The sequence below is a fragment of the Burkholderia savannae genome, from assembly GCF_001524445.2.
GTDB lineage: Bacteria > Pseudomonadota > Gammaproteobacteria > Burkholderiales > Burkholderiaceae > Burkholderia > Burkholderia savannae.
The window spans coordinates 936,599-958,849 of record NZ_CP013418.1; the positions used below are offsets into that span (position 1 = coordinate 936,599).

A 22,251-nucleotide genomic window follows, 5' to 3' on the forward strand; every position below is an offset into this window, starting at 1 on the left:
GGGCGAACATGGATGCGTTCGTCGTCGCGCGAGTGCCGTGCGTCGCTTTGCGTCGGCGGCCTCATGCGCTTCGTGACGCCAAACGGCGCAGCGGCCTTCATCGGCATTCGCAGCACACGCGAGCCCATTCACTGAGTCGGTCCGCGCCTTCGGCAAATAGCATCGCGCCCCAACTTACCTGCGTCCGGCCGGCAACGCCGATTCAAGTCGTCTCGTCGCTCTCGCGCTCGTCGGCGGCGCGCGCGACCGCCCGCGCGTAGAGCGCCGCCACATCGAATCCGCTCAGGTCGAGGCCGAAGCGCTCGCGCACGCACGCCGCCCATGCGTCGACATCCGGCAGCCGGGTCGTTTGCGCCGCGCCGTCCGTCGTCCGCAGCGTCACCGCATCGTTGAAAAGCAGCGCGCGCGCATCGGGCAGGATTCGGCACACGACGAGGTCGTGCGTGAAGAACGAATCGGGATGACGCGACGTGTACCAGTTCGCGACCTCGTAATCGACCCACTCGACCGGCTTCAGCGAAAAGCGATACAGCGGCTGCCAGCCGGCCGGCGTCTCGCACTCGATTTCGAGCTCGCCCGCGACAGGCGCGTCGACGACGCGAAACGTCCCGTGCGGCGTGGATTGCGCGACGTTCGGATCGAAGCGCAGCGGCGCCGTCAGCGTCGTCGAGCCGAAGCCGACATCGGCGAACCACGTCGCGCCGTCCAGATCGACGCGCAGCAGCATGTGCGTCTGCGGCGTCGACACGTCGGGCGGACGCTGCCAGCGCACGCGCGCGATCAGCGGCGTCACGCGAAAGCCGAGCTGCACGAGCACCGTGTAGAAGAGCTTGTTCTGCTCGAAGCAGTACCCGCCGCGACGCCGCTCGATCAGCTTGTCGACGACCGATTCGAGGTCGAGCGCGACGCGCGCGCCCGTGTACGGATTGAGGTTCTCGAACGGAATCGACTGCGGATGCAGCAGTTGCAGCTCGCGAAGGACGTCGAACGTCGGCTGCGCAGGTCCGCGATAACCGATGCGGGCGAAATAACGGGAAAGATCGACTGCGTCGCGCATGTAGGCAATCCGAGGATGACGAATCGCGTCACCATAGCATTACGCGGATAACCCCATCCGACGCGGGGAAAAGCGCGCGCCGGCCGTCGCGGCGGCGCGCGCATCGACAACACGCGTTACGGCAGCAGCTTGAGCGCCGCGGATGCGACGGACGGCACCGAAATGCCGTGGCTCGCCGCGAACTGCACGGCCGCGCCGAGCGTGCCGCCGATCGCCTGCAACTGGTTCGGCGCATTCTGCGCGATGTACGACGCGGCTTGCAGGTTGTTCGGGTCCAGCCCGGCCTGCAGCAGCGACGCCGGGTTCGATGCGCCGAGATTCCCGAGCCCGGATTGAAGCTGCGAATACTGGGTGACGCCTTCGCCGAGCGACGTGAGGCCGCGGGTGAACGCCGCCTTGTCGACGCCCGCGCCCGGCGCGGCGCCGTTCGCGCCGCCCGATGCGAACGCTTGCGTCAGCGCCTGCGCGACCGACTGCTGCGCGCCGCCGACCTGCGACAGCGCGCCGGGCGTCAGCGCGTTCGCGCCGCCGTTGGTCAACAGGCCCGCAGCGTGCTGCGCCTGCCCGGCCGCGCCCGAGAGCCCCATCGCCGACGCGAGACTCGCTTGGCCGGCAAGCACCTGCTGATTTGCGCCGACGTACGACTGCAGCAGCTGCGACATGCCGGATGCGCCGGACGTGCTCGCCTGCTGCGTCGCACCGCCGCCGCCGAGCAGCGATGCGCCGAGGCTTTGCAGATCGACCTGTGCGAACGCAGCGCCGCTCGCGAACGCGCCGCTTGCGCAGCAGACGAGCGCCGCGCGCTTCGCGAAGCGATTGATTGATTTCATCGAATCTCCCTGTGAATCCTGCCAGCAGAATTGTCGAGGCGAGCATGCGGCGAATGCAATCACGGATACATATCGAAACGTATTGACGGGCCATGTTGCGGGGACATGCATGCGGCGGCGCCGCCGGATCTGTTGCACGGCACACGCGCGGCGAATCGACGTTCGCCGGCTCGCGCAGTTGAACCGCGATTGAACGGATGTGGCGTGATCGATGACCTGCGGTCCGCGGTCGGCGGTCGGCGGTCGGCGGCCGAAACCGATGCCGTGCTTGCGGTGACGGCAACTGTTCCATGCGCACGGCATCGCGCGCTCCCGCAGCAAAATTCAACATCTGATTTCTTTCGAATGCCTTATTGAATTCGACACCGCCCCATTTTAAAAAATCGATTAATCGAGCACTCAAAAAAAACATCGGCCGACGAATTGACCAATCGCCAAAAATTACCTAGGTTAACCACATCGATTACTTGAAAACTTCATTATGGATACCTCAACAATCGACGCGGAAATCATCGCTGCAAAGCTCGTCAGAGAGATATCGCCACACCCGCCTCAATGGATCGTCGATCTGTACGCAGCGACGCTCGTGCCGAAGATCGGCTTCGCCAAAACGGGAGAGGAAATCAAGCGAGTGCAAAAAGACTTCATCGAATCGAGAAACGCGATCATCGCGGCACTGTCGACGTACCAGTCCCATTCCAATTGACTGGAATGGAAACCGGAGCCGATCGATAAAAATCGATCGACTCCGATCAATGGCGCGCCGCCATCCGTCGAAGCCAAATTCCGGCATTCTTCGGATATCGCGCGACGTTATCGACGAACGCAAACGAGCCCGGCGCGTCGATCGCTCAGGATCACTGACGACGCCGATTCATCCCCCACACACTCGCCGCAGGCGCGTCAGCCGCCCGCCGCGAGGCCGGACCGGCGAAACGCGTTGTCGAGATCGGCGATCAGATCCTCTTCGTGCTCGAGCCCGATCGACACGCGAATCAACCCTTCCGACACACCCGCTGCCTTGCGCGCCGCCTCCGGAACGCCCGAATGCGTTGTCGACGCCGGATGGCAGATCAGCGACTCGGTGCCGCCGAGACTCACCGCCGACTTGAACAGATGCAGCGCGTTGATGAACCGGAACGCTTCGGCGCGGCCGCCGTTCAGCACGAAGGCGAACGTCGAGCCGGCGCCCTCGCATTGCCGCTTGTACACGGCCTGATAAGCATCGTCGACGATCAGTTCCGGATGATAGACGTCGACCTTCTGATACGGATTCGTCGCGAGCCACTTCGCAACCGCCGACGCCGTGCGCGCCGCCTGCTTCATCCGCAGCACGACCGTTTCCATCGAACGGATCAGCATCCACGACGAGTGAGGATCGAGTTGCGAGCCGAACGCGCTGCGCACCGCTCGAACCTTCGCGACGAGATCCCGGCGTCCCGTCACGCCGCCCGCGACGAGATCGCTATGGCCGCCGACGTACTTCGTCAGCGAATACACCGACATGTCGACGCCGTGCTCGCTCGGCTTCTGGAAGATCGGCCCGAGCAACGTGTTGTCGCACACCGAAATCGGGCGATAGCCGTGACGCGCTTCGAACGCGTCGAGCTCGCGACGCATGCCGTCGAGATCGATCAGCGCGTTGGTCGGGTTCGCCGGCGTCTCGACGTAGCAAAGCCGCACGGGGCCCTGCTGCGCGGCGGCCTCGAGCGCCGCGCCGATCGACTGCGGCGACAGGCCGTCCTGGATCGGGTGCGCAGCGACGCCCCATTCGCGAAAGTACTTCGCGATCAGCGTTTCCGTGCCGCCGTACAGCGGCACCGACTGAACCAGTTGATCGCCCGGGCGCAGGAACGCGAGAAAAATCGAGCTGATCGCCGACATCCCGCTCGACGTGACGACGGCCGCCTCGGAGCCGTCGAGCAGCGCGAGGCGATCCTCGACGATCTCGAGGTTCGGGTGATTGAAGCGGCTGTAGACGAGGCCCGCCGCCTCGCCCTGCGGCAGCGGCTTGCGGCCCGACACGACGTCGAAGAAATCGGCGCCGTCCTCCGCCGAGCGGAACGCGAACGTCGACGTCAGAAACACCGGCGGCTTCACCGCACCTTCGGACAAAAACGGGTCGAATCCGTACGACATCATCTGCGTTTCCGGATGCAACGGACGACCGTCGATGTCCTTCTTGTGATAGCTCGAATACGTCATGCGGTGGCTCCTTTTTACGATGAATGCGAAGCGGGTTGCCGGCAGGCCGCGCGCGGCGCCGATCGCCAATCGAATTAGTGTAAAAAAGCTAGCAGGAAATATGCTTTCCATTTCATTCCCGCTCACCCCTATAATCAAAAGAATCTTTCTTCTTTCATTTTCCTCATAAAAAAATGGCGATCGGCATGAAGCTGGACGAGACAGATCTGAAGATCCTGAAGATCCTGCAGGAGAACGGACGCCTCAGCAACGCGGAGCTGGCCGATCGCGTCGCGCTGTCGGCGGCGCCGTGCTGGAAGCGCTTGCGTCGGCTCGAAGCCGACGGCTTCATCTCGGGCTATCAGGCGATCCTCGATCGGCGCGCACTCGGCTACGAGATCGTCGCGTTCGTCAACATTTCGCTCGACAGCCACACCGAAAAAACCTGCCGCGCGTTCGAGGCGGGCGTGATGGCGATGCCGGAAGTCGTCGCGTGCCACAACACGACCGGCCAGCACGACTATCTCGTGCAGATCGTGGCGAAGAATTTCGATACGTTCTCGAGTTTCGTGTTGAATCGGCTCCGGTCGTTGCCGGGCGTCAAGGAACTGCTCAGCACCATTTCGATGCGCGAATTGAAATCGACGAGCCGGCTGCCGGCGAACGAATTGAGGATGACGAAGTGAATCGGTTTAATTGGCGCGGCCTAACCGCCCCAAACAATTCAGCATGACAAAATAACTTCGGGTATCGTTCCGCGCCCGTCACCAACAGCCGTCAGTCGGGACAGTCATCACCCGGCTGCGGCCAGAATAGATCTCGCCACTTGCGCTGAGCGACTCTGCGTGCCGCCCGTCGACCGCATCGGGCGAGCGGCTGCGCCGCATTCTTTTGATTCAAGCGCCGGATAACACGGGCCGGCGCGCATTCACCCAATCACGCTCCTTTTCGTATGCGCGCGCGAGCTGAAGCACCGCGAAATCGCCGCGGGGCCGGCCGATCAGTTGCATGCCCATCGGCAATCCCGCCGCGTTGAATCCGACCGGCACGCTGATCGCCGGGCAGCCTGCGAGGGTCCACGGCACGACCGTCTCCATCCAGCGGTGATAGGTATCCATCGAGCGGCCGGCGATCGTCCGCGGCCAGCGCAGATCCACGTCGAACGGAAAGACCTGCGCGGTCGGCGCGGCGATGTAGTCATACCGTTCGAAGAACGTCATCAGCGCCTGATACCATGCGCTGCGCGCGGCGCTCGCGTCGTATACGTCGGACGCGCCAAGCTCGAACAGGCCTTCCACTTCGTAGATCGCCTCCTGCTTCAGCAGCGCCCGCCGCGACGGCTCGCGGTAATGCGTCAGCAGATTCCCGCCCGACAGCAGATGCCTGTGCACGAGCCACGTCTGCCAGATCCGCTGCGGCGAGAACGACGGCAGCGCCGCGTCGACGTCGCAGCCGATCGCGCGCAGCGCGTCGAAGCTCGCCTCGCACAGTTCGAGCACGCCCGGCTCCGTTGCGAGATAGCCGTTCCAGTCGCCGACCCATGCGATCCGCTTGCCGCGCAAGTCGGCATCGAGCGCTTGCGCGAAGCGCCGCGGCTCCTCGGCGAGCGACAGCGGATCGCGCCGATCGTAACCCGCCTGGATCGCAAGCAGCTGCGCGACGTCGACGACCGTGCGCCCCATCGGCCCTTCCGTGCCGAGCTGCTGGATGAATACGTCGACGCTCGGCCAGCGCGGCACGCGCCCTTGCGACGGGCGAAAGCCGTACACGTTGCAGAACGCGGCCGGATTGCGCAGCGAGCCGCCGAAGTCGCTGCCGTCGGCGACGGGCAGCATCCGCGCGGCGAGCGCGGCCGCCGCGCCGCCGCTGCTGCCGCCCGCGCTCTTCGACAGATCGTACGGATTGCGCGTCGCACCATAAACCTCGTTGAACGTGTGCGAGCCCAGCCCGAACTCCGGCGTGTTCGTCTTGCCGATGAACACGGCGCCCGCCGCGCGCATCCGCTCGACGACGATCGCGTCGGCCGACGGCTTCATCGCGCGGAAGATCGGCGAGCCGAGCGTCGTCACGATGTCCTTCGTCATCGCGAGATCTTTCGGCGCCTGCGGCATGCCGTGCAACCAGCCCGCGTATTCGCCGCGCGCAAGCGCCGCATCTTTTTGCGCGGCCTCGGCAAGCAGCACGTCGGGCTCGCGCAGCGCGACGATCGCATTGACGTCGCCGTTCACGCGCTCGATGTGGGCGAGATACGCGCGCATCGTCTCGACGCACGAAACGTCCTTGCGCCGGATCGCTGCGGCAAGCGCATGAGCGGGCATTTCGACGAGCGGATCGAACGGCGCGGGAGATGCGGCGGGAGACGGGGGAATGCCTGCTGACATGCGGAACTCCGTGCGGGTCGATGGGGCGATCGGCGGCAACGCGGGCGACCATGCTCGGCGGCGTCGCGTCGAACGATTGCAGACGATTATATAAACGCATGGGATCGCACTGCGCTACGGCCGTGAACCGCGCATAGCCCGCTGCACCGCAACATCCCCTGAGACGTCCGACAGACGATTCGGATTACGATCCAATCGACGCATCGAACCCGCAGCGCCTTGCGGCGGCGCACAAGCGCGTTGCCCATGGTCACGCGCTAACGTTGCCGCACTCACCGCGCAACGGCGCGCCTCGATGCGCGCCGGGCGCAGAAGATCCGAATCCGTCACCGGCTGAACCCGCCCCTTTATGCGCATAAACTTATTTTTCTTATATTTTTTATTAAGCGAATGCGCACCGGGCGTTTACGACATTTTTACGCCGTCCCCAAAATTCTTTAGGCCATGCCGACGAGGACAGGACTAGCCTATCGTCATCGCATCACCGAACAGGTTTTCTCATGCTCAAACTCCTGGTTCCCGTCGGTCACTCGCAGCGTTCGCTGCAGGCCGTACGGCACGCCGCGTTTCTGTATCACGAGCGATGTGCGTCCGAAGTCGTGCTGGTCAACGTGCAGCCCCCTCTCGAATCCACCCGCCTCGAAGCCTTCCACTCGCTCGCGAAGCTCCGCCAGATCGAGCATGATTTCTCCGAGGGCGAACTCGCCCAAGCCATCGGCATCCTCAAGGACGCCAACGTCAAATATTCGGTTGCGATGAAAGTCGGCCCGATCGCCGACACGATCGCCGCGTGCGCAACGGAAAACGGCTGTGACGAAATCGTCGTCGTCGCCCCGCGCCGCGATCCGCTCCACGCGATCACCCACTTCTTCCACCAAAGCATCCTCGACCGCCTCGTGCGCATCGCGAGCGTGCCCGTCACCGCCGTGCGCTGAGTCGCGCGCCGGGTCGAGGCGATGCTTGCGATAATTCGCGCTTGATCCGCCTTCAGCGACTGCCGGACGTCGCGCCTGCGCACGGCCGAACCACCGCACCATCGAACCACCGCACCATCGCATAGACGCGCAAACGCGGCATGCGCCGGCGCCGTCATGGCCGCCGATGCATGCCGACGCAAGCGATTCGCCGCGAAACTAGCGCCGCTCTCCGGCGACGTCGATCCTCACGCGCCGATCCGGCGCGAGACAGGCGATCGCCTCGGCCGAACGTCCGGCAGGACAGCCGGCGCTCACCGGATCGGCCTTGCCGAAACCTTGCGCGACGATCAGATCGCCCGGCAGCCCGCGCGTCGTCAGGTACGAGCGAATCGTTTCGGCCCGCGCATGCGACAACTGGCGGTTGTATTCGTCCGTGCCGAGCCGATCGGTATAGCCCGTGACCCGTACCGAACGGATGTGCTGGTATTGCTGCTGCAGCGTGGTCGCGATCCGGTCCAGTTCCGCGCGCCCGCTCGGCAGCAGATCGCGCAGCGCCGATTTGTCGAACGGAAACAGCAGGTGGTAATCGAGCGTGAATTGCTTCACTTCATCGCTCGGCGCCGTCTGCGCCACCGGCGGCGGCTTCGGGCCGTCGGCCAGCGCCTTGCATGCCGGGTCCTTCCAGTACGTCGCTTTCACGCGATAGTGATCGTCATACTGGATCTGGTACTGACAGGTCACGACGTCCCCCGGCCCTTGACCCGTGCGGAAATTGAACACGTAGTTCCACACGTGCACGCCGACGATGCCTTCGCTGAAATGCGGCTCGCCGATCAGCGCATAAACCTGGTTCTTGTCGAGGCCGGGCCCGATCTGCCGCAGATTCTCGGCGTTCACGAACGTACCTTCCTTCAGCCACGCGCTGTTGCGCGCCGGGAACCCGACCGAGCCGTCCGGCGCGGTGGTCGGCGCCATTCCGCATCCCGCCAGCAGCGCCCCGCAAAACCCGGCAGCCGCCACATATTTCGATATCCTGTTCATTTTCATATTGGATTCCTTATCGTTTGGACAGCCGGCGCGAAACCGGCCGTCATGCGCGACTCACCTCACCCCATCACCACTGATAGCCTGCCCCGAGCACCGCGCCCGTGCCGCCGCGCGTGCTGGTCGTGAGCGACCCCTTGTACAACCACTTGCCGTTCTCGGAAATCGTCGACACGCCGAGCGCGAAACCTTGCTGGCCCTGCCACGTCGAGCCCGCGACCGCCACCATGCTCTTGCCCGGCGCGGTCGGCTGCGGCAATCCGGCCACGGCCATCGCCGCCGCCACGCCGCCGTTCATCTCGCGCCGCAGGTGGTCGACCTTCTGATCCGTGTACTGATTGGCCTGCCCCACTGCATTGCCGATGCCGCTGTTCAACTGGTTCACGTTCACCGCATCGGTGCCGTTGACGCCCGGCGCGAGATTGGAGATCGTCCGCTCGTTGCCGGCCGAGCCGACCGACACCGTGTTCGGCGCAGTCGCGACCGAATGCGCGCCGAGCGCGACCGAGTTGTAGCCGGAAGCCGTCGCGCCGTCGCCGATCGCCACGCTGTTCGCGCCGGATGCGACGCTGCTGCTGCCCGCGGCTGTCGAGCCGACACCGCTCGCCACCGGCGGCGTATAGGTCGACGGATTGCCGGTGATCCACTGGCCCGACACGGTCTGCCCGGTGTTATTGCCGTTGTTCCCGTTGTTGCCCGAGTTCGACCCGTTCGTGATGTTCTGGATCGTTTGATTGAGCTGCGCAATCGCGCCTTGCAGCTGCCCGACGTTCACCGCGTCCGTCGCCTGCGTGCCTGCCGCGACGTTGGTGATCTGCCGCAGCGAACCTTCGAGGCCGACCGACACCGCGCCGAACGCCGTCGTGAAGCTGCTGCCCGTGATCGGATCGGTGTACGTGCCGGCCGCGCGATTCGCGACCGAACCCGCGCCGAGCGCGACGCCGCCCGCCGTGTTGACGGTCGCGTTCGCGCCGAGCGCGAGCGAGCGTCCGCCCGTGGCCTGTGCGCCGCTGCCAAGCGCGACGTCGCCCGCAATCGCCGGATTGCCGCTCACGCCCGCCGTCGCGTTGTTGCCCTCGGCGATCGAGTCCTGGCCGTACGCGACGGCAGCAGGCCCGATCGCGACGCTGTCCGTGCCCGCCGCCGTCGAATCCGGCGCGGTCGAATTCGCGTGGAAATACTTGATCCCGCCGCCGTTCACCGCGTTGTCGATGGTGCTCGCGACCGCATACAGCTGGCTGCCGTTGACGGCGTCCGTCGACGTCGCCGTGATGCGTCCCGCCGCGACGTTCGTGATCTGGCGCTCGGCGCCGGGCGCGCCGACGCTCACGACGCTCGTCGGATTCGCGCCGGCGAAACCGGATAGCGTCAGTTGGCCGCCGGACGTCGTCGTGATCGTCGCGCTGCTGGTCGGGTTGGCCGCCGCCACCGTCGTGCCATTGCCGAGCGCGACGGAGCCGTCGAGCCCCGAGCCGATCGTCACGTTGTTGCCGAGCACGAACGCGTTGTTCGAGTTGATCGTGTTGTTGTTGCCGAACGAGTACGAGCCCGTGCCCGTGACCGTCGACGGATCGCCGAACGCGCCGGCGTTCGCCCCCGACACGACGTTGCCCGTGCCGATGCTGATCGACTGGCTGCCCGTCGCCTGCGCGCCGGAACCGATCGCGATCGCATTGACGCCGCTCGCGCTAGCAAAGCCGGACAGTGCGGTCGCGTTGTTGACGCCGGTCGCGCCGCCGATCGCGACCGCGCCTTGAGCCGTCGCTTGCGCGCCGCCGCCGACCGCGACCGCGCCGGCGCCCGACGCCTTCGAATACGAGCCGAGCGCGTTCGCGTAATAGGCGGTCGACGCGGCGCCCTCGCCGAGCGCCACCGCGCCGCTCGCCGTCGCAGTGGTGTAGCCGCCGAACGCATTCGGCGCGGCGACGTGCAGCGGATCGCTGTTGTCGCCCTGCGCGAGCGCGCCCGCGCCGATCGCGATGGTGCCGATGTCTTCGCGGCCCGGAATCGATTGCCCCGTGTCCTTCAGCGCCTGCGCGTTCGCGCCGATCGCGAGGCTGAAGTCCGGCAGCGCCCGTGCGCTGGCGCCGATCGCGGTGCCGCCGTCGCCGGCCGCTTCCGAATAGACGCCGACCGCGGTGCCGATGCGCCCCGTCGCCGTCGCGTGATCGCCGTAGGCCGAGCTGCCTTCGCCGTTCGCGTGCGCGTAATTGCCGACCGCCGTGCCGTACAGCAGTGCGCCCGGGCTGAAGGCCGGGTTGTAGAACGCCCACGGGCCCGTATTGCTGCCGGGGCCGGCGTAGGCGTTATAGCCCGCCGCATAGCTGACCTGCGCGGCGGCGTCAGCCGCCATCCAACCCATCGCCGCGCTCACCGACAGCGACATCAGCCCGAGCTTCGCCCACGACAGGCGCGACGCCCGCGAGGCCGCGGCACTTGCGCCGATGCGAGGCGCCGCCGTGACGACGCGCGTCGTCGATCCCTTGCTTCCATTCGACCCGGCAAATTCAGAAACCGCAATCAACTGGCCTCGCACCCGACTCCAGACAACATTGTAGATTTTGTTCACTCAATATCCCCTGTGAATTTAATTCGCACGGGTCGTCAGCAGGGTTGAATTCCGAGCGCGCGGTTCGCACGACGTTGCCGCCGAATACGAAATCACGCATTGCGATTAAAATGTAAAAACCATATATATGATTTCCCGCATATCAATCGCGAACCCCGATCACGCCTCGCAGGCAGGGATATTAATAACTTTCCACCCAACCAAACTTCAAATAATCAAAAACAGTAACCCATCGAACACTAGCGAAAGAATGTGAGAAATGTAATCCACCTAACATTTCCATAAATCCCACGTCGCCAAATTTATATTCACTAATAAATGTTTTAAACTCGCCATTAATAAATCCCTGGAATGTCACTTATCGAATGCGCGCAGCGGCCCGCCCTTGGCCGGTCCGCGCGGAATCGCCGGATGCGCCGATCGCCGCAATCGATGCATCCCTTTTGCCGCTTTCGAGCCGATGCGCGCCAAAGAAAAACGGCCCGGAATGTCCGGGCCGTTTATGTTGCATTGCCAAACGTCGCGAAAATGCCGCGCTATGCCTCGAGTTTCTCGAGCACCTGCCCTTTCGTTTCGATGCCGACGAAATGCACGGTCAGCGCGGCGACGAGCGGCACCGCCGCGAGCAGGTAGAACGCCGGGCTCAGATCGCCACCGACGATGGCGCGCGGCACCACCATCGGCGCGACGAACGACGCAATCTTCAGCCACGCGCTGCCGAGCCCGCAGCCGGCCGCTCGGATGCTCGTCGGATACTGCTCGGGCGTGTATACGTAGGACGTGATGAAGCCCGATGCCATCAGCCCGAGCGCGAGCGAGCAGAACGTCGCGACGACGTACACCGACGACGCGTGATAGATCCCCGCGAACGCGAGCGACAGCGCGCACAGCACGAACGACCAGACGATCACCGGCTTGCGGCCGACCACGTCGACGGCGAGCGCCGACACGAGCGAGCCGACCACGCCCATCACCGAGCCGATCACCGCCAGGTTCAGCGCGAGCTGCAGCGGCGCGTGGTAGAAGTTCTTGTAGATCGTCGGCAGCCACGTCGACAGCCCGTATTGGATGAAGCCGCACGTCGCCCACAGCGTCGCGATCGCGAGCGTGCGCTTCAGGTAGGCCGGCCCGAACAGATCGACCATCCGGCGCTTCGGATGACTGCGCACGAGCGCGTCGAACTCGCTCGCATGCGCGACGGGCGGTAGCGGCCCTTTCACCGCCGATTCGAACACGTGCAGCGCGCGCCCCGCCTCGTCGAGCCGCCCCCGCGACGCGAGCCAGCGCGGCGACTCCGGCACGAGCCGCGTCAGCACGAACGCGAGCGCAAGCGGCATTCCTCCGATGAAATACATCACTTCCCAGCCGAAGCGCGGCACGAGCCACGCGCCGAGCGCCATCGACGCGAGCAGGCCGATCGGAAACACGATCTCGTACAGCAGCACGAAGCGGCCGCGGCCGTGCGCGCGCGTGATCTCGTTGATGTAGGTCGCGGCGACCGGCAGCTCTCCGCCCAGGCCGAGGCCCTGCAGGATGCGCAGCAGTACGAATGCTTCGAATGTCGAAGCGAATCCGCAGGCGATGCTCGTCACGCCGATCACGGCCGAACTCCACGCGATCGCGCGCACGCGGCCGTGCTTCTCCGCGAGCGCCGGAAACAGGAACGCACCGAGCAACTGGCCGATCGCGCCGGACGCGATCAGCATCCCGACCTGATTCGGCGACAGCCCCCATTTGTGGATCAGCAGCGGCAGCGTCGCGGCGATCGTGATCACGTCGAAGCCGTCGAAGAAGGTGGCGGTGCCGATCAACACGCGCGCGCGGATCTGCATCGCGTTCGCGGGCAGCCGCTCGAGGCGGGCGATGATCGCGCCCGGGGTCGCGGCGGTCGCCGCCTGCGCCGCGGCCCCGCCCGCGACGACGCTTTCCAGTGTGCTCATGCGTGTGTTCTCCTCCATGTCGTCGTTCTCGTCGGTCAGGCAAGCGCCTTCGTCGTGTCCGCCAGCGCGGCGACGTCGATCGCGCGCCCCTGGTTCATCCATTTGCGCGCGAGCTTCAGCTCGCGCGCCGAGTTGATCGCGATCACGCCGCGCAGCGCGCCGTCCGTCAGGAAGAACAGCGTCGCGCGCTTTGCGGCGACGTCGCCGCGCACGACGAGCTGCGCATCGGCCGGCAGGTCGCCGAGAATCTGCAGGTTCACGTCATATTGATCGGACCAGAACCACGGAATCTCCGCATACGGCGCGCGCACGCCGAGCACCGCCTTCGCGGCCGCGATCGCCTGGTTCTGCGCGTTCGCCCACGATTCGAGCCGCACGCGGCGCTTGAGCCACGCGTTCGGATGATTCGCGACGTCGCCGCACGCGAAGATCGCCGGATCGCTCGTCGTTCCGTATTCGTCGACGACGATGCCGTCTTCGACGTGCAGGCCCGCCTCGGCCGCGAGCGACGTGTTGAGCGCGAGGCCGATTCCCGCGACCGCGAAATCCGCATCGACAGTCGTGCCGTCGGCGAGCGCCGCGCGCACGCGGCCGGCGTCGTCCGGATGCGCGCCGAGCGACGCGAGCGACGCGTTCAACCGCACGTCGGCGCCGTTCGCACGATGCAATTCGAGGAGAAAGTCGGACACGGCGTCCGGCACGGAGCGCGCGCAAAGGCGCGGCGCGCCTTCGACGACGACCGCGTCGACGCCTAGCTTGCTCGCGGTCGCCGCGACCTCGAGCCCGATCCAGCCGCCCCCGATCACGAGCACGCGACGGCTCGCGCGCAGCTTCTCGCCGAGCGCCACGGCCTCGTCGAGCGTGCGTAGATAATGAAGGTTAGGCGTCTTGACAATCGATTCCGGCAGACGGCGCGGCGCGCCGCCCGTCGCGATCACGAGCCGATCGTATTCGACCTCGCGGCCCGACGCCGCGCGCACGACGCGCCGCACGCGATCGATCGACGCCGCGCGCTCAGGCTGCCATGCTTCGACGCCGAGCGCGCCGAATTCGTCGGGCTGCACGACGCGCACGGTCGAGAGGTCCGCATCGCCCGCCAGCACCGCCTTCGACAGCGGCGGCCGCTCGTAAGGCAGATGCGTTTCGTCGGCGATCATCACGATGCGGCCGGCGAAACCTTCGCCGCGCAGCGTCTTCACCACCCAGCCCGCCGCCTGCCCGCCGCCGATCACGACGACGGTACGCGGCGCGGCGAGCGCTTCGGCATTCGCTTGCTCAGTCATCCTTACGCTCCGTCATGAACTTGCCCTCCGGCGCCTTCGCGTTCTTCTGCCGGCGCGTGTTGCCGTCGAGGCCGCCGTCGATCGCCCACTCGGCGAACACGGTCGGGCCCGGCTCGAACTCGCGCGGCTGCCACGCGGGCGTCAGCATGTCCTCGTCCGCGTAGTATTCGATGAGGCCGCCCGCCGGATTGCGGAAGTACCAGAAATACGCGGACGACACCGGATGCCGCCCCGGCCCGAGCTGCGTCTCCCAGCCGCAGCGGCTCACGTGCATGCCGCCGCCGAACACTTCGTGAATGTCGCGCACCGTGAACGCGACGTGATTCAGGCCGCGTTTGGCCGTAGGCAGCGCAAGCAGGAACAGGTCGTGGTGGCCGCCGTGCGGCGCGCAGCGCATGAACGCGCCGCGGCCCGGATAGCGGTCCGACGTCTCGAAGCCGAGCAGCTCGTGATAGAACGCCTCCTGCTCCGCGAGCCGGTTCGTGAAGAACACGACGTGCCCGACTTCGATCGGCTCCGCACGCTCGTAGATCGCGGCCGGCTGATCGACGCGCAGCGTCTCGCCCCACACGTTCGGCAGCGAGCCCTTCACGTCGATCGCGCGCTTGCGCGTCACCTCGATGCGGATCGCCATGCCGTTCGGATCGATGCAGCCGATCGCGTCGTCGGTCTCGTAGTGGCCCGGCTGGCCCGCGAGCCTGCCGCGCAATGCGTCGAGCTCCGCCCGCGTGCCGACGCCCCACGTCACCTCGCGCAGCGTCGGGCCGGCTTCGAACGCGGGCGGCAGCGACGGCTCCCGCGCGTCGACGGCGAGCACCGTGCAGCCGTTCATCGTTTCGAAGCGCGCGTGCACGTCGTCGCACGCAATCTCCTTCAACCCCCAGTCCGCGAAGAAGCGGCGGCACGTCGCGAGATCGGTCACGCCGTAGGTAATCTGTTCGATGCCGAGAATGCTCATTCGATGATCCTTTGCGTCAGTTCGCCCACGGCAGCGGCGATTCGTTCAAGCCCCAGTAGAGGCTCTTTTGCTGCATGTACTCGCGAATCCCGAGGCTGCCCTTCTCGCGGCCCATTCCGCTTTCCTTCCAGCCGGAAAACGGCGTCGAGATCGAGAACTGCTTGTACGTGTTGATCCACACGGTGCCCGCGTCGAGCGCGCGCGCGATGCGCCATGCGCGCTTGTAGTCGCGCGTCCAGATGCCGGCCGCGAGGCCGAACACGCTGTCGTTCGCTTCGGCGACGAGCGACGCCTCGTCGTCGAACGGCAGTGCGACGAGCACCGGCCCGAAAATCTCTTCCTGGCAGATTCGCGCGTGGTTCGACAAGCCGTCGAGGATCGTCGGCAGATAGAAGAAGCCCGCGTCGCGGCCTTCGCCCGTCGGCCGCTCGCCGCCGCACAGCACGCGGCCGCCTTCGTCGCGGCCGAGCGCGACGTAACGCTCGATCGTGTCGCGATGCTGCGCGGTGACGAGCGGCCCCATCTGCGTGCGCTCGCTCGCCGGATCGCCGACGCGCAGCTTGCGCGCCGCGTCGACGAGCCGTGCGACGAACGCGTCGTAGATCGCGCGCTGCACGAACAGGCGCGAGCCCGCGATGCACGATTCGCCCGACGAGCTGAAGATCCCGAACAGCACGCCGTTCACCGCGTGATCGAGATCGGCGTCGTCGAACACGATCGTCGGCGACTTGCCGCCCAGCTCGAGCGACAGCGGCATCAGCTTCTCGGCCGCGAGCCGTGCGATCCCTCGGCCGACTTCGGTGCCGCCCGTAAACGACACCTTCTTCACGAGCGGATGGCGCACGAGCGCGTCGCCAATCACCGAGCCCTTGCCAGGCAGCACCGAGATCACGCCGGGCGGCACGCCCGCCTGCCCGCAGAGACGCGCGAGCGCGAGCGACGCAAGCGGCGTCACCTCGGCCGGCTTCAGCACGACCGCGTTGCCCGCCGCGAGTGCCGGGCCGAGCTTCTGCGCGTCGGAGGCGATCGGCGAATTCCACGGCGTGATCGCCGCGACGACGCCGAGCGGCTCGTGCACGCTCATCGACAGATAGTCGCCGCGCGACGGCGTGAGCGCCTCGTCGAGCGTCTCGGCGGATGCGGCGAAGTAGCGAAACGTGTTCGCCGCGCTCGCGACGAGCGCGCGCGTCTCGCTGATCGGCTTGCCGTTGTCGCGCCGCTGCAGTTGCGCGAGCGCCTCGTGATTCGCGTGGATCAGATCGGCGATCCGGTACAGCACGCCGGCGCGCTGATGCGGCTTCAGTCCCGACCAGTTCGCGCGGCGCCATGCGGCGTCGGCGGCCTCGACCGCTTCGTGCGCGTCGGCCGCGCCGGCCATGTGGATCTCGGTGTTGAGCGAGCCGTCGGCCGGATAGAAATTCGGCGTCGTCGCGCCGCGGCCGCGGCGCCATTCGCCGCCGATCAGGATCTCGCCCGTCGGCACGAGGGAAGAGTCGAATGCAGTCATGATGATGGGTGTCCTAACCGTTCAGATCACGCAGTGCGACGCGCGGTTGCGCAGCGCGCGAATCGCGCTGAACGCCGTCAGCGCGGACGTCTTCGGGTTGTCCGGCAGCGGCTTGCCGCTCATCTCGATCGACATCTCGCCGAACGCGCCGCGCGCGACGATCCGGTGCACGTTGCGCGTGAGCGCCGGATCGGCGATCAGGCGCACCTTCGTCGCGTCTAGCCCGACGCCCGCGAGCGCGACCGTCGCCGCGACGTTCGCGTTTTTCGGATAGAGCCGCGCCGCGTCGCGTGCGCTGCCTTCGAAGATCGTCTGCTCGGACGTCATCGCGCGCAGGTCGCAGAGCGCCTCGGCCGGCGTGCCGAGCCAGCCGAGCGGCGGCTTGCGGCCGATGTACAGCACTTCGTCGAGGCCGCCCTGCTTCGCGGACGCGAGCGCGTCGACGCCGCCGATCGCGCCCGACAGCAGCGTGAGCGTCGCGCCGCCTTCGTCGGCCGCCTCGGACAGCGCGTCGAGCAGCGCGAGATCGGACAGCGCGCCGATCGACGCGACCGCGCAATCGGTGCCCGCCTTCAAGAGCGGCACGACGTGGTCGACGAGCGCGCCGTGCCCCGCGCATTCGAGCGCGAACTGCGGACGGTACGCGAGGGCTTCGACCGACGACACGACGTCGACGCGCTCGCCGAGCGCGCCGCGCACCGCGTCGCATTGATGCTCGGGCACGATCACGTGCGCGACGCGCAGCCCGGCGTCGTGCTCCACCGCGCGATAGACGGCCGCGCCGATCGCGCCGAAGCCGATCATCGCGACGTCGACGGGAGCGTGCGCGTTACGCATATTGGCGCTCCGCGGGCGTGTCCTTCTTCACGGGCGGGCCCGCGAACGCGGTCGCGAACGAGCCGATCGACAGCATGTCGACTTCGACGAGCACCGGGCCTTCGTGCGCGAGCCCTTCGCGAACGATGCGCTCCGCGTCGTCGAGCGACGTGATCCGGTGATGCGCGAGGTTCAGGCTCGCGCAGAACTGCGCGAAATCCGGCTGATGCAGATCGACGTAGCAGCGGCGGCCGCCGTACTGCGCGTCCTGGATGTTGCGGATCACGCCGTAGCACTGGTCGTTCATCAACACGATCATCACGTTCGCGTTTTCCTGCACGGCGGTCGCGAGCTCGCCGACGTTCACCATCAGGCCGCCGTCGCCGACGAGGCACACGGTCTTCGCCGCCGCGCCCGAGAGCGCCGCGCCGATCGCCATCTGCATGCCCTGGCCGATGCCGCCGCCCAACGCGTGCACGCCCGCGCGCGGCTCGAAGATCTGCAACAGGCGGTTGCCCCACGTGCTGTTCGAGATCGTCACGTCGCGCACCCAGTTGTAGTCGCGGCCGACCGCCTGCTGCAGCGTGTCGACGAGACGCTTGTACGGGCCGAGCCCCTTGCCCACGTCGGCCGCCGCCGCCTCGCGCGCGGCCGCGAGATCGTCGACGAAGCGCGGATCGACGGCGAGCTTGCCTTCGAGCCGGTCGGCGAGCTCGGCGAGCACGCGCTTCGCGTCGCCGTGCACGAACAGATCGTTGCGATAGCCGCGGTTGTCGGCAAGCGCATCGGCATCCACGCGGAAGAGTGGACGCGGCAGCGCGAGCTTGTACTTCAGCGTCTCGTTGCCGCGCAGCCGCGAGCCGACGACGACGATCGCGTCGCAGGTCCTGTAGAAGCTCTCGACGGCCGCGTGCACATTGAACGCGCCGAGCGTCGCCGGATGGTCTTCGGGCAGCACGCCGCGCCCCTGCACGCTCGTGACGACGCCGAAGCCGAGCGCGACGAGCCGCTCGACCTCCGCGCGCGCATGCCGCGCGCCGCCGCCGAGCCACAGAAGCGGCCGGCGCTTGTTCGCAAGCGCGTCGGCGAGCTTCGCGACGCGCGCGCTGTCGTGCTCGCGCACCGCGACGTGCGGCGGCGCGAGATCGTCCGGCCATTCGATCTCGGCCGCCTGAATGTCGATCGGAATCTCGACCGACACGGGGCCGCTCGGCGCGGTCATCGCGACGCGCACGGCTTCGCGGATCGTCGGCAGCACGGTCTCGACCGTGCGCACGCGATACGCGGCCTTCGAGATCGCGTTGAGCATCGACAATTGATCCGGCGCTTCGTGGATGTACGCGAGATCCTGATCGAGGTAAGGCGTCTCGATCTGCCCGGTGATATGCAAGAGCGCGGTGCCCGCCGTCAGCGCTTCGACCATCGCGCCCGCCGCGTTGCCGGCGGCAGTGCCCGTGCTCGTGAACGCGACGCCGAGGCCGCCCGACACGCGCGCGAGGCCGTCCGCCATGTTGACGGCGCCGGCTTCGCCGCGCGCGCCGACGTAGCGGATCTTGCCGCGCGTATGGATCGCGTCGAGGATCGGCATGTTGTGAATCGAGATCACGCCGAAGGCGGTCTTCACGCCGCATTGTTCGAGGAAGGCGGCGATCAGCTCGCCCACCGTGGTCGTGGTTTTGTTAGACATGGCGTGCAAAGCCTCCTGATACGTCGATATGGCTGCCCGTCGTGTACGACGACAGATTCGTTGCGAGATAAAAGAGCGCCCAGGCGGCCTCGTCGGGCCGGCCGAAACGCGCAAGCGGAATGTTCTTCTTCGCGGCGAGCGCGGCCGTCCACGCTTCCCACGATTCGCCCGGCCGCGCCTGCACCTCGTGGCGCCGCCGCCACTGCCCCGATTCGACGATGCCGATCAGGATCGAGTTGACGCGGATGCGCTCGGGCGCGAGTTCGGTCGCGAGCGACTTCACGAGGCTCAGCACGCCCGCGCGCGCCGACGACGTCGCGACCATATGCGGCTCCGGCTGCAGCGCGAGCAGCGAATTCACGCAGGTGATCGTCGGCGCGGCCGATGCGCGCAGCAGCGGCAGGAACGCGCGCGTCGGGCGGATGATGCTGAAGTACTTCAGTTCGAGCTCGTCGCGCCATGCGTCGTCCGTCGTGTCCGCGAACGTCGACACGCGGCCCTGGCCCGCGTTGTTGACGAGCATGTCGGCGCAGCCGAAGCGCTCGGCGACGGCCTGCGCGAATGCGTTCACGTCGGCCTCGTCGAGCACGTCGCAGCGCGCGGCGAGCACGCGCTCGCGCGGGAATTGCTGCACGAGCCGCGCATGCGCGCTCGCGAGCCGCTCGTCGCTGCGGCCGCATATCGCGACCGACGCGCCCGCGCGCAGAAACAGCTCGGCGCTCGCGTAGCCGATGCCGGACGAGCCGCCCGTCACCACCGCCACCTGCCCGCTCAAATCGATCTGGATCATCGCAATCCCAAAGCCTTCAAATAGGTGTTTTCGTCGTCGGAACGGTAGTTGAGCCGCCGCGACAGCTCCGCCGCCGCGCGCAGCACCTTGTCGATCAGCCCGTCGGCGACGAGCGATGCGTCGATCTCGGGCCTCGGCACCGTCACCGTGACGACCGCGACGATCTTCCTCGCGTCGTTGCGCACGGGCGCGGTGACGACCGAGATGTCGCGCTCGAACGCCGAATTGCCGATCCCGTAGCCGCGGCGCGCGTCGTCGCGAATCACGTCGAAGAGCGCGTCGAGGGTTTCCGGCGTCGCCTTCGTCACGCGCTCGAGCTCCCGTTCGGGGTACAGCGCGCGCAACTCGGCGAGCGACAGGTCGCCCATCAGCACGTGACCGTGCGTCGTCGCATGCGCGGGCAGGCGCGTGCCGACGTTCACCCGCACCGAACCGAACGCATGCCCCGCGTTCTGCGCCTTCGCGACGAACACGACGTCGCGGCCGTCGCGGATCACGATGTGCGTCGTGAAGCCCGTCGCGTCGCGCAGCCCCTCGATCACCGGCAAGCCGAGATCGGTCAGCTCGAGCGAGCTCAGATACTCGAAGCCGAGGCGCAGCACCGCAACCCCGAGGCGATAGTTGCGATCCTTGTCCGCGCGCTCGAGAAAGCCGAGCGATTCGAGCGTCTGCAGCAAGCGGAACACCGTCGTGCGCGGGATGCCGAGCCGCTTCGACAGCTCGGGCGCACCGAGCACCGGCTCGCGCGGCGAGAATTCGGCGAGAATCCGCAGCCCGCGCTCGAGCCCAGGTACTACGTAGTTCGAATCATTCTTCGCGTCGTCGGCGTCTTTCAGCAGCGGCTCGCTCATGGCGCACCTCGCGATCCGTCGCATTGACGGCAAAATGCGTCGATCAACGCGCTGTACGCATCGGGCGCTTCGACATAGCCCGCGTGGCCCGCGCGCGGAATCACCTGCAACCCGACGCCCGCCGCCTGTGCGATCCGCTCGCATGCGGCGGGCGGCGTGATCGCGTCGTTCGCGCCGGCCGCGACCGCGATGCGGCCGTGATAATGCGAAAGATCGGACGCGAGGTCCGCGTTCGCGAGCAGGTGCGTCGCCTGCGCATAGCCCGCGGGCACGATGCGCGCCATGTTCCAGCGCACCCACGCGCGCGCCGCGTCGCTCGCGTACGCGGACAGCATGTTCGCGCTGCGCTCGTCGGCGAGCCCTTGCGGGCCGAGCGCCGCGAGCAGCGCGAGCCGGCTGTCGCGCCGCTCGGCGCGCACGTCGGCGGGCGCGCTGCCGTAGCCGCCCGCGGGTGAAATCAGCAGCAATCCTGACAGACGCTCGCCCGCGCGCCGCGCGAACGCGCCCGCGACGATCGCGCCGAGCGAATGGCCGACAAGCACGCAGCGCCCGATCCGCAACGCATCGAGCCATGCGCCGAGCGCCGCCGCGTAATCGGCCGCGACGGGCGAATCGGCCGCGACGCGCGACGAAGCACCATAGCCGGGCGCATCCCACGCGAGCACGCGGCGCGTCGCGCCGAGCGCATCGAGTTGACGCACCCACGACGCCGCGCCCGATCCGATCCCGTGCAGCAACACGACGGGACAGCGCTCGCCGTGCGCGTCGCCCGCCTCGCGGTAGCCGATCGTGCCCGCGGCGCCCGCGTCCGCGCGGCGCTCGGCAAAGCAGCCGAGCAGCTCCGCGAACGGTTTCGCGCTGGCGTCGCCAGCCGGCCTGGAAATTGCGCTCATCGTCGTCGTCCGTGCCTCAGCGCTTGATCTTCGCAAGCGGAGAATCCGGCGGATACGTCGGCGTGATCGGCTTCGGCGAGCCGAGCATCACGCACATCAGCGCGTCCTCCTCGCCGACGTTGATTTCGGTCCGATAGACGCCCGGCGGCACCGAGATCAGATCGCGCTCGCCGAGCACGGCTTCCCAGATCTCGCCGTCGCGCTCGCAGATCACCTTCATCTTGCCGCGCAGCACGAAGAAAATTTCCTCGACGTCGACGTGGATGTGGCTCGGGCCGACGTTGCCGGCCGGAATCACCATCGTCGAAAACGTGAAGCCGCCCGCCGGCACCGTGTTCGTATCCTTCGCGACGCCCGTGCCGCCCGTGCCCACGTAACGCATCTGCGCGCGGCGGTACTTCGGATCGAAATCGGCCTGGAACTTCAGCGCGTCCCAGTCGTAGCGGCGCGTCGCGAAGCGCGCGACGCGCCCGTCCATCCACTCGGCGAAGCTCGCGCTCGCCGGCTGGTCCCACGATTTACGCTCGATATCGGCGTCCGCCAT

The 22,251-nt window shown here is 67.1% G+C and carries 19 protein-coding genes and 1 pseudogene; 4 read left to right on the forward strand and 16 right to left on the reverse strand.

All coding sequences use genetic code 11. From position 1 onward, the window contains the following. Window positions 1–202 precede the first annotated feature (202 nt). Both WS78_RS25100 and WS78_RS25105 read right to left on the reverse strand, forming a co-directional pair. Window positions 203–1,057 (reverse strand): arylamine N-acetyltransferase family protein, encoded by an 855-nt coding sequence (locus tag WS78_RS25100; protein WP_059582499.1) that lies wholly within the window; start codon window positions 1,055–1,057, stop codon window positions 203–205. A gap of 116 nt (window positions 1,058–1,173) precedes the next feature. After that, window positions 1,174–1,887 carry a hypothetical protein gene (locus WS78_RS25105; RefSeq protein ID WP_038744120.1) on the reverse strand — a complete coding sequence of 238 codons (714 nt, stop codon included), beginning with the start codon at window positions 1,885–1,887 and terminating at the stop codon, window positions 1,174–1,176. 481 nt (window positions 1,888–2,368) lie between these two features. Between WS78_RS25105 and WS78_RS25110 the strand changes: the two genes are divergently transcribed. After that, window positions 2,369–2,593 carry a hypothetical protein gene (locus WS78_RS25110; RefSeq protein ID WP_038744118.1) on the forward strand — a complete coding sequence of 75 codons (225 nt, stop codon included), beginning with the start codon at window positions 2,369–2,371 and terminating at the stop codon, window positions 2,591–2,593. Window positions 2,594–2,790: 197 nt separating this feature from the next. Here the strand turns inward: WS78_RS25110 and WS78_RS25115 are convergent, their stop codons facing one another. Further along, the gene (locus tag WS78_RS25115; RefSeq protein ID WP_038744117.1) at window positions 2,791–4,092 is read right to left on the reverse strand and encodes a cystathionine gamma-synthase family protein; all 1,302 of its coding nucleotides are present in this window, start codon (window positions 4,090–4,092) and stop codon (window positions 2,791–2,793) included. On the opposite strand from WS78_RS25115, the pseudogene WS78_RS38295 reads away from it, so the two are divergent. Further along, window positions 4,072–4,261 (forward strand): annotated as a pseudogene (locus WS78_RS38295) (hypothetical protein). The gene WS78_RS25115 and the pseudogene WS78_RS38295 overlap by 21 nt on opposite strands. Before the next feature lie 16 nt (window positions 4,262–4,277). Next, entirely contained in the window at window positions 4,278–4,757 is a 480-nt protein-coding gene (locus WS78_RS25125) for an Lrp/AsnC family transcriptional regulator (protein ID WP_038744207.1), read from the forward strand. Between the two features lie 210 nt (window positions 4,758–4,967). Here WS78_RS25125 and WS78_RS25130 read toward each other — a convergent pair whose 3' ends face one another. Continuing rightward, the gene (locus tag WS78_RS25130; protein WP_038744115.1) at window positions 4,968–6,452 is read right to left on the reverse strand and encodes an amidase; all 1,485 of its coding nucleotides are present in this window, start codon (window positions 6,450–6,452) and stop codon (window positions 4,968–4,970) included. Between the two features lie 500 nt (window positions 6,453–6,952). Here WS78_RS25130 and WS78_RS25135 point away from each other — a divergent pair, with 500 nt between their 5' ends. Then, window positions 6,953–7,387, forward strand: coding sequence for a universal stress protein (locus WS78_RS25135; RefSeq protein ID WP_038744113.1), 435 nt, complete (start codon window positions 6,953–6,955; stop codon window positions 7,385–7,387). 198 nt (window positions 7,388–7,585) lie between these two features. Here the strand turns inward: WS78_RS25135 and WS78_RS25140 are convergent, their stop codons facing one another. The 12 genes from WS78_RS25140 to WS78_RS25200 form a co-directional block, all read right to left on the reverse strand. Beyond that, entirely contained in the window at window positions 7,586–8,416 is an 831-nt protein-coding gene (locus WS78_RS25140; RefSeq protein ID WP_038744111.1) for an OmpA family protein, read from the reverse strand. A 67-nt stretch (window positions 8,417–8,483) separates the two neighbouring features. Then, window positions 8,484–10,949, reverse strand: coding sequence for a YadA family autotransporter adhesin (locus tag WS78_RS25145; protein ID WP_059582502.1), 2,466 nt, complete (start codon window positions 10,947–10,949; stop codon window positions 8,484–8,486). 569 nt (window positions 10,950–11,518) lie between these two features. Then, window positions 11,519–12,922: an MFS transporter gene (locus WS78_RS25155; RefSeq protein ID WP_038744203.1), complete on the reverse strand. Its 1,404-nt coding sequence runs from the start codon at window positions 12,920–12,922 to the stop codon at window positions 11,519–11,521. A gap of 35 nt (window positions 12,923–12,957) precedes the next feature. Then, window positions 12,958–14,205 carry an NAD(P)/FAD-dependent oxidoreductase gene (locus WS78_RS25160; protein ID WP_059582506.1) on the reverse strand — a complete coding sequence of 416 codons (1,248 nt, stop codon included), beginning with the start codon at window positions 14,203–14,205 and terminating at the stop codon, window positions 12,958–12,960. Next, window positions 14,198–15,163 (reverse strand): VOC family protein, encoded by a 966-nt coding sequence (locus WS78_RS25165; RefSeq protein WP_059582507.1) that lies wholly within the window; start codon window positions 15,161–15,163, stop codon window positions 14,198–14,200. Before WS78_RS25165 ends, WS78_RS25160 begins: the two co-directional genes overlap by 8 nt. A gap of 16 nt (window positions 15,164–15,179) precedes the next feature. Then, window positions 15,180–16,670, reverse strand: a complete 1,491-nt coding sequence (locus WS78_RS25170) for an aldehyde dehydrogenase (protein WP_059582508.1) — start codon at window positions 16,668–16,670, stop codon at window positions 15,180–15,182. Window positions 16,671–16,691: 21 nt separating this feature from the next. Then, window positions 16,692–17,507 carry an aspartate dehydrogenase gene (locus tag WS78_RS25175; protein WP_038744102.1) on the reverse strand — a complete coding sequence of 272 codons (816 nt, stop codon included), beginning with the start codon at window positions 17,505–17,507 and terminating at the stop codon, window positions 16,692–16,694. Beyond that, window positions 17,500–19,173, reverse strand: coding sequence for a thiamine pyrophosphate-binding protein (locus WS78_RS25180; protein WP_059582509.1), 1,674 nt, complete (start codon window positions 19,171–19,173; stop codon window positions 17,500–17,502). The genes WS78_RS25175 and WS78_RS25180 overlap by 8 nt, the downstream gene beginning before the upstream one ends. After that, window positions 19,166–19,963: an SDR family oxidoreductase gene (locus WS78_RS25185; protein WP_059582513.1), complete on the reverse strand. Its 798-nt coding sequence runs from the start codon at window positions 19,961–19,963 to the stop codon at window positions 19,166–19,168. The genes WS78_RS25180 and WS78_RS25185 overlap by 8 nt, the downstream gene beginning before the upstream one ends. Beyond that, entirely contained in the window at window positions 19,960–20,814 is an 855-nt protein-coding gene (locus WS78_RS25190) for an IclR family transcriptional regulator (protein ID WP_038744096.1), read from the reverse strand. Before WS78_RS25190 ends, WS78_RS25185 begins: the two co-directional genes overlap by 4 nt. Continuing rightward, window positions 20,811–21,707, reverse strand: coding sequence for an alpha/beta fold hydrolase (locus tag WS78_RS25195; RefSeq protein WP_059582519.1), 897 nt, complete (start codon window positions 21,705–21,707; stop codon window positions 20,811–20,813). The genes WS78_RS25190 and WS78_RS25195 overlap by 4 nt, the downstream gene beginning before the upstream one ends. 16 nt (window positions 21,708–21,723) lie before the next feature. Beyond that, window positions 21,724–22,251, reverse strand: coding sequence for a cupin domain-containing protein (locus WS78_RS25200; RefSeq protein ID WP_038744200.1), 528 nt, complete (start codon window positions 22,249–22,251; stop codon window positions 21,724–21,726).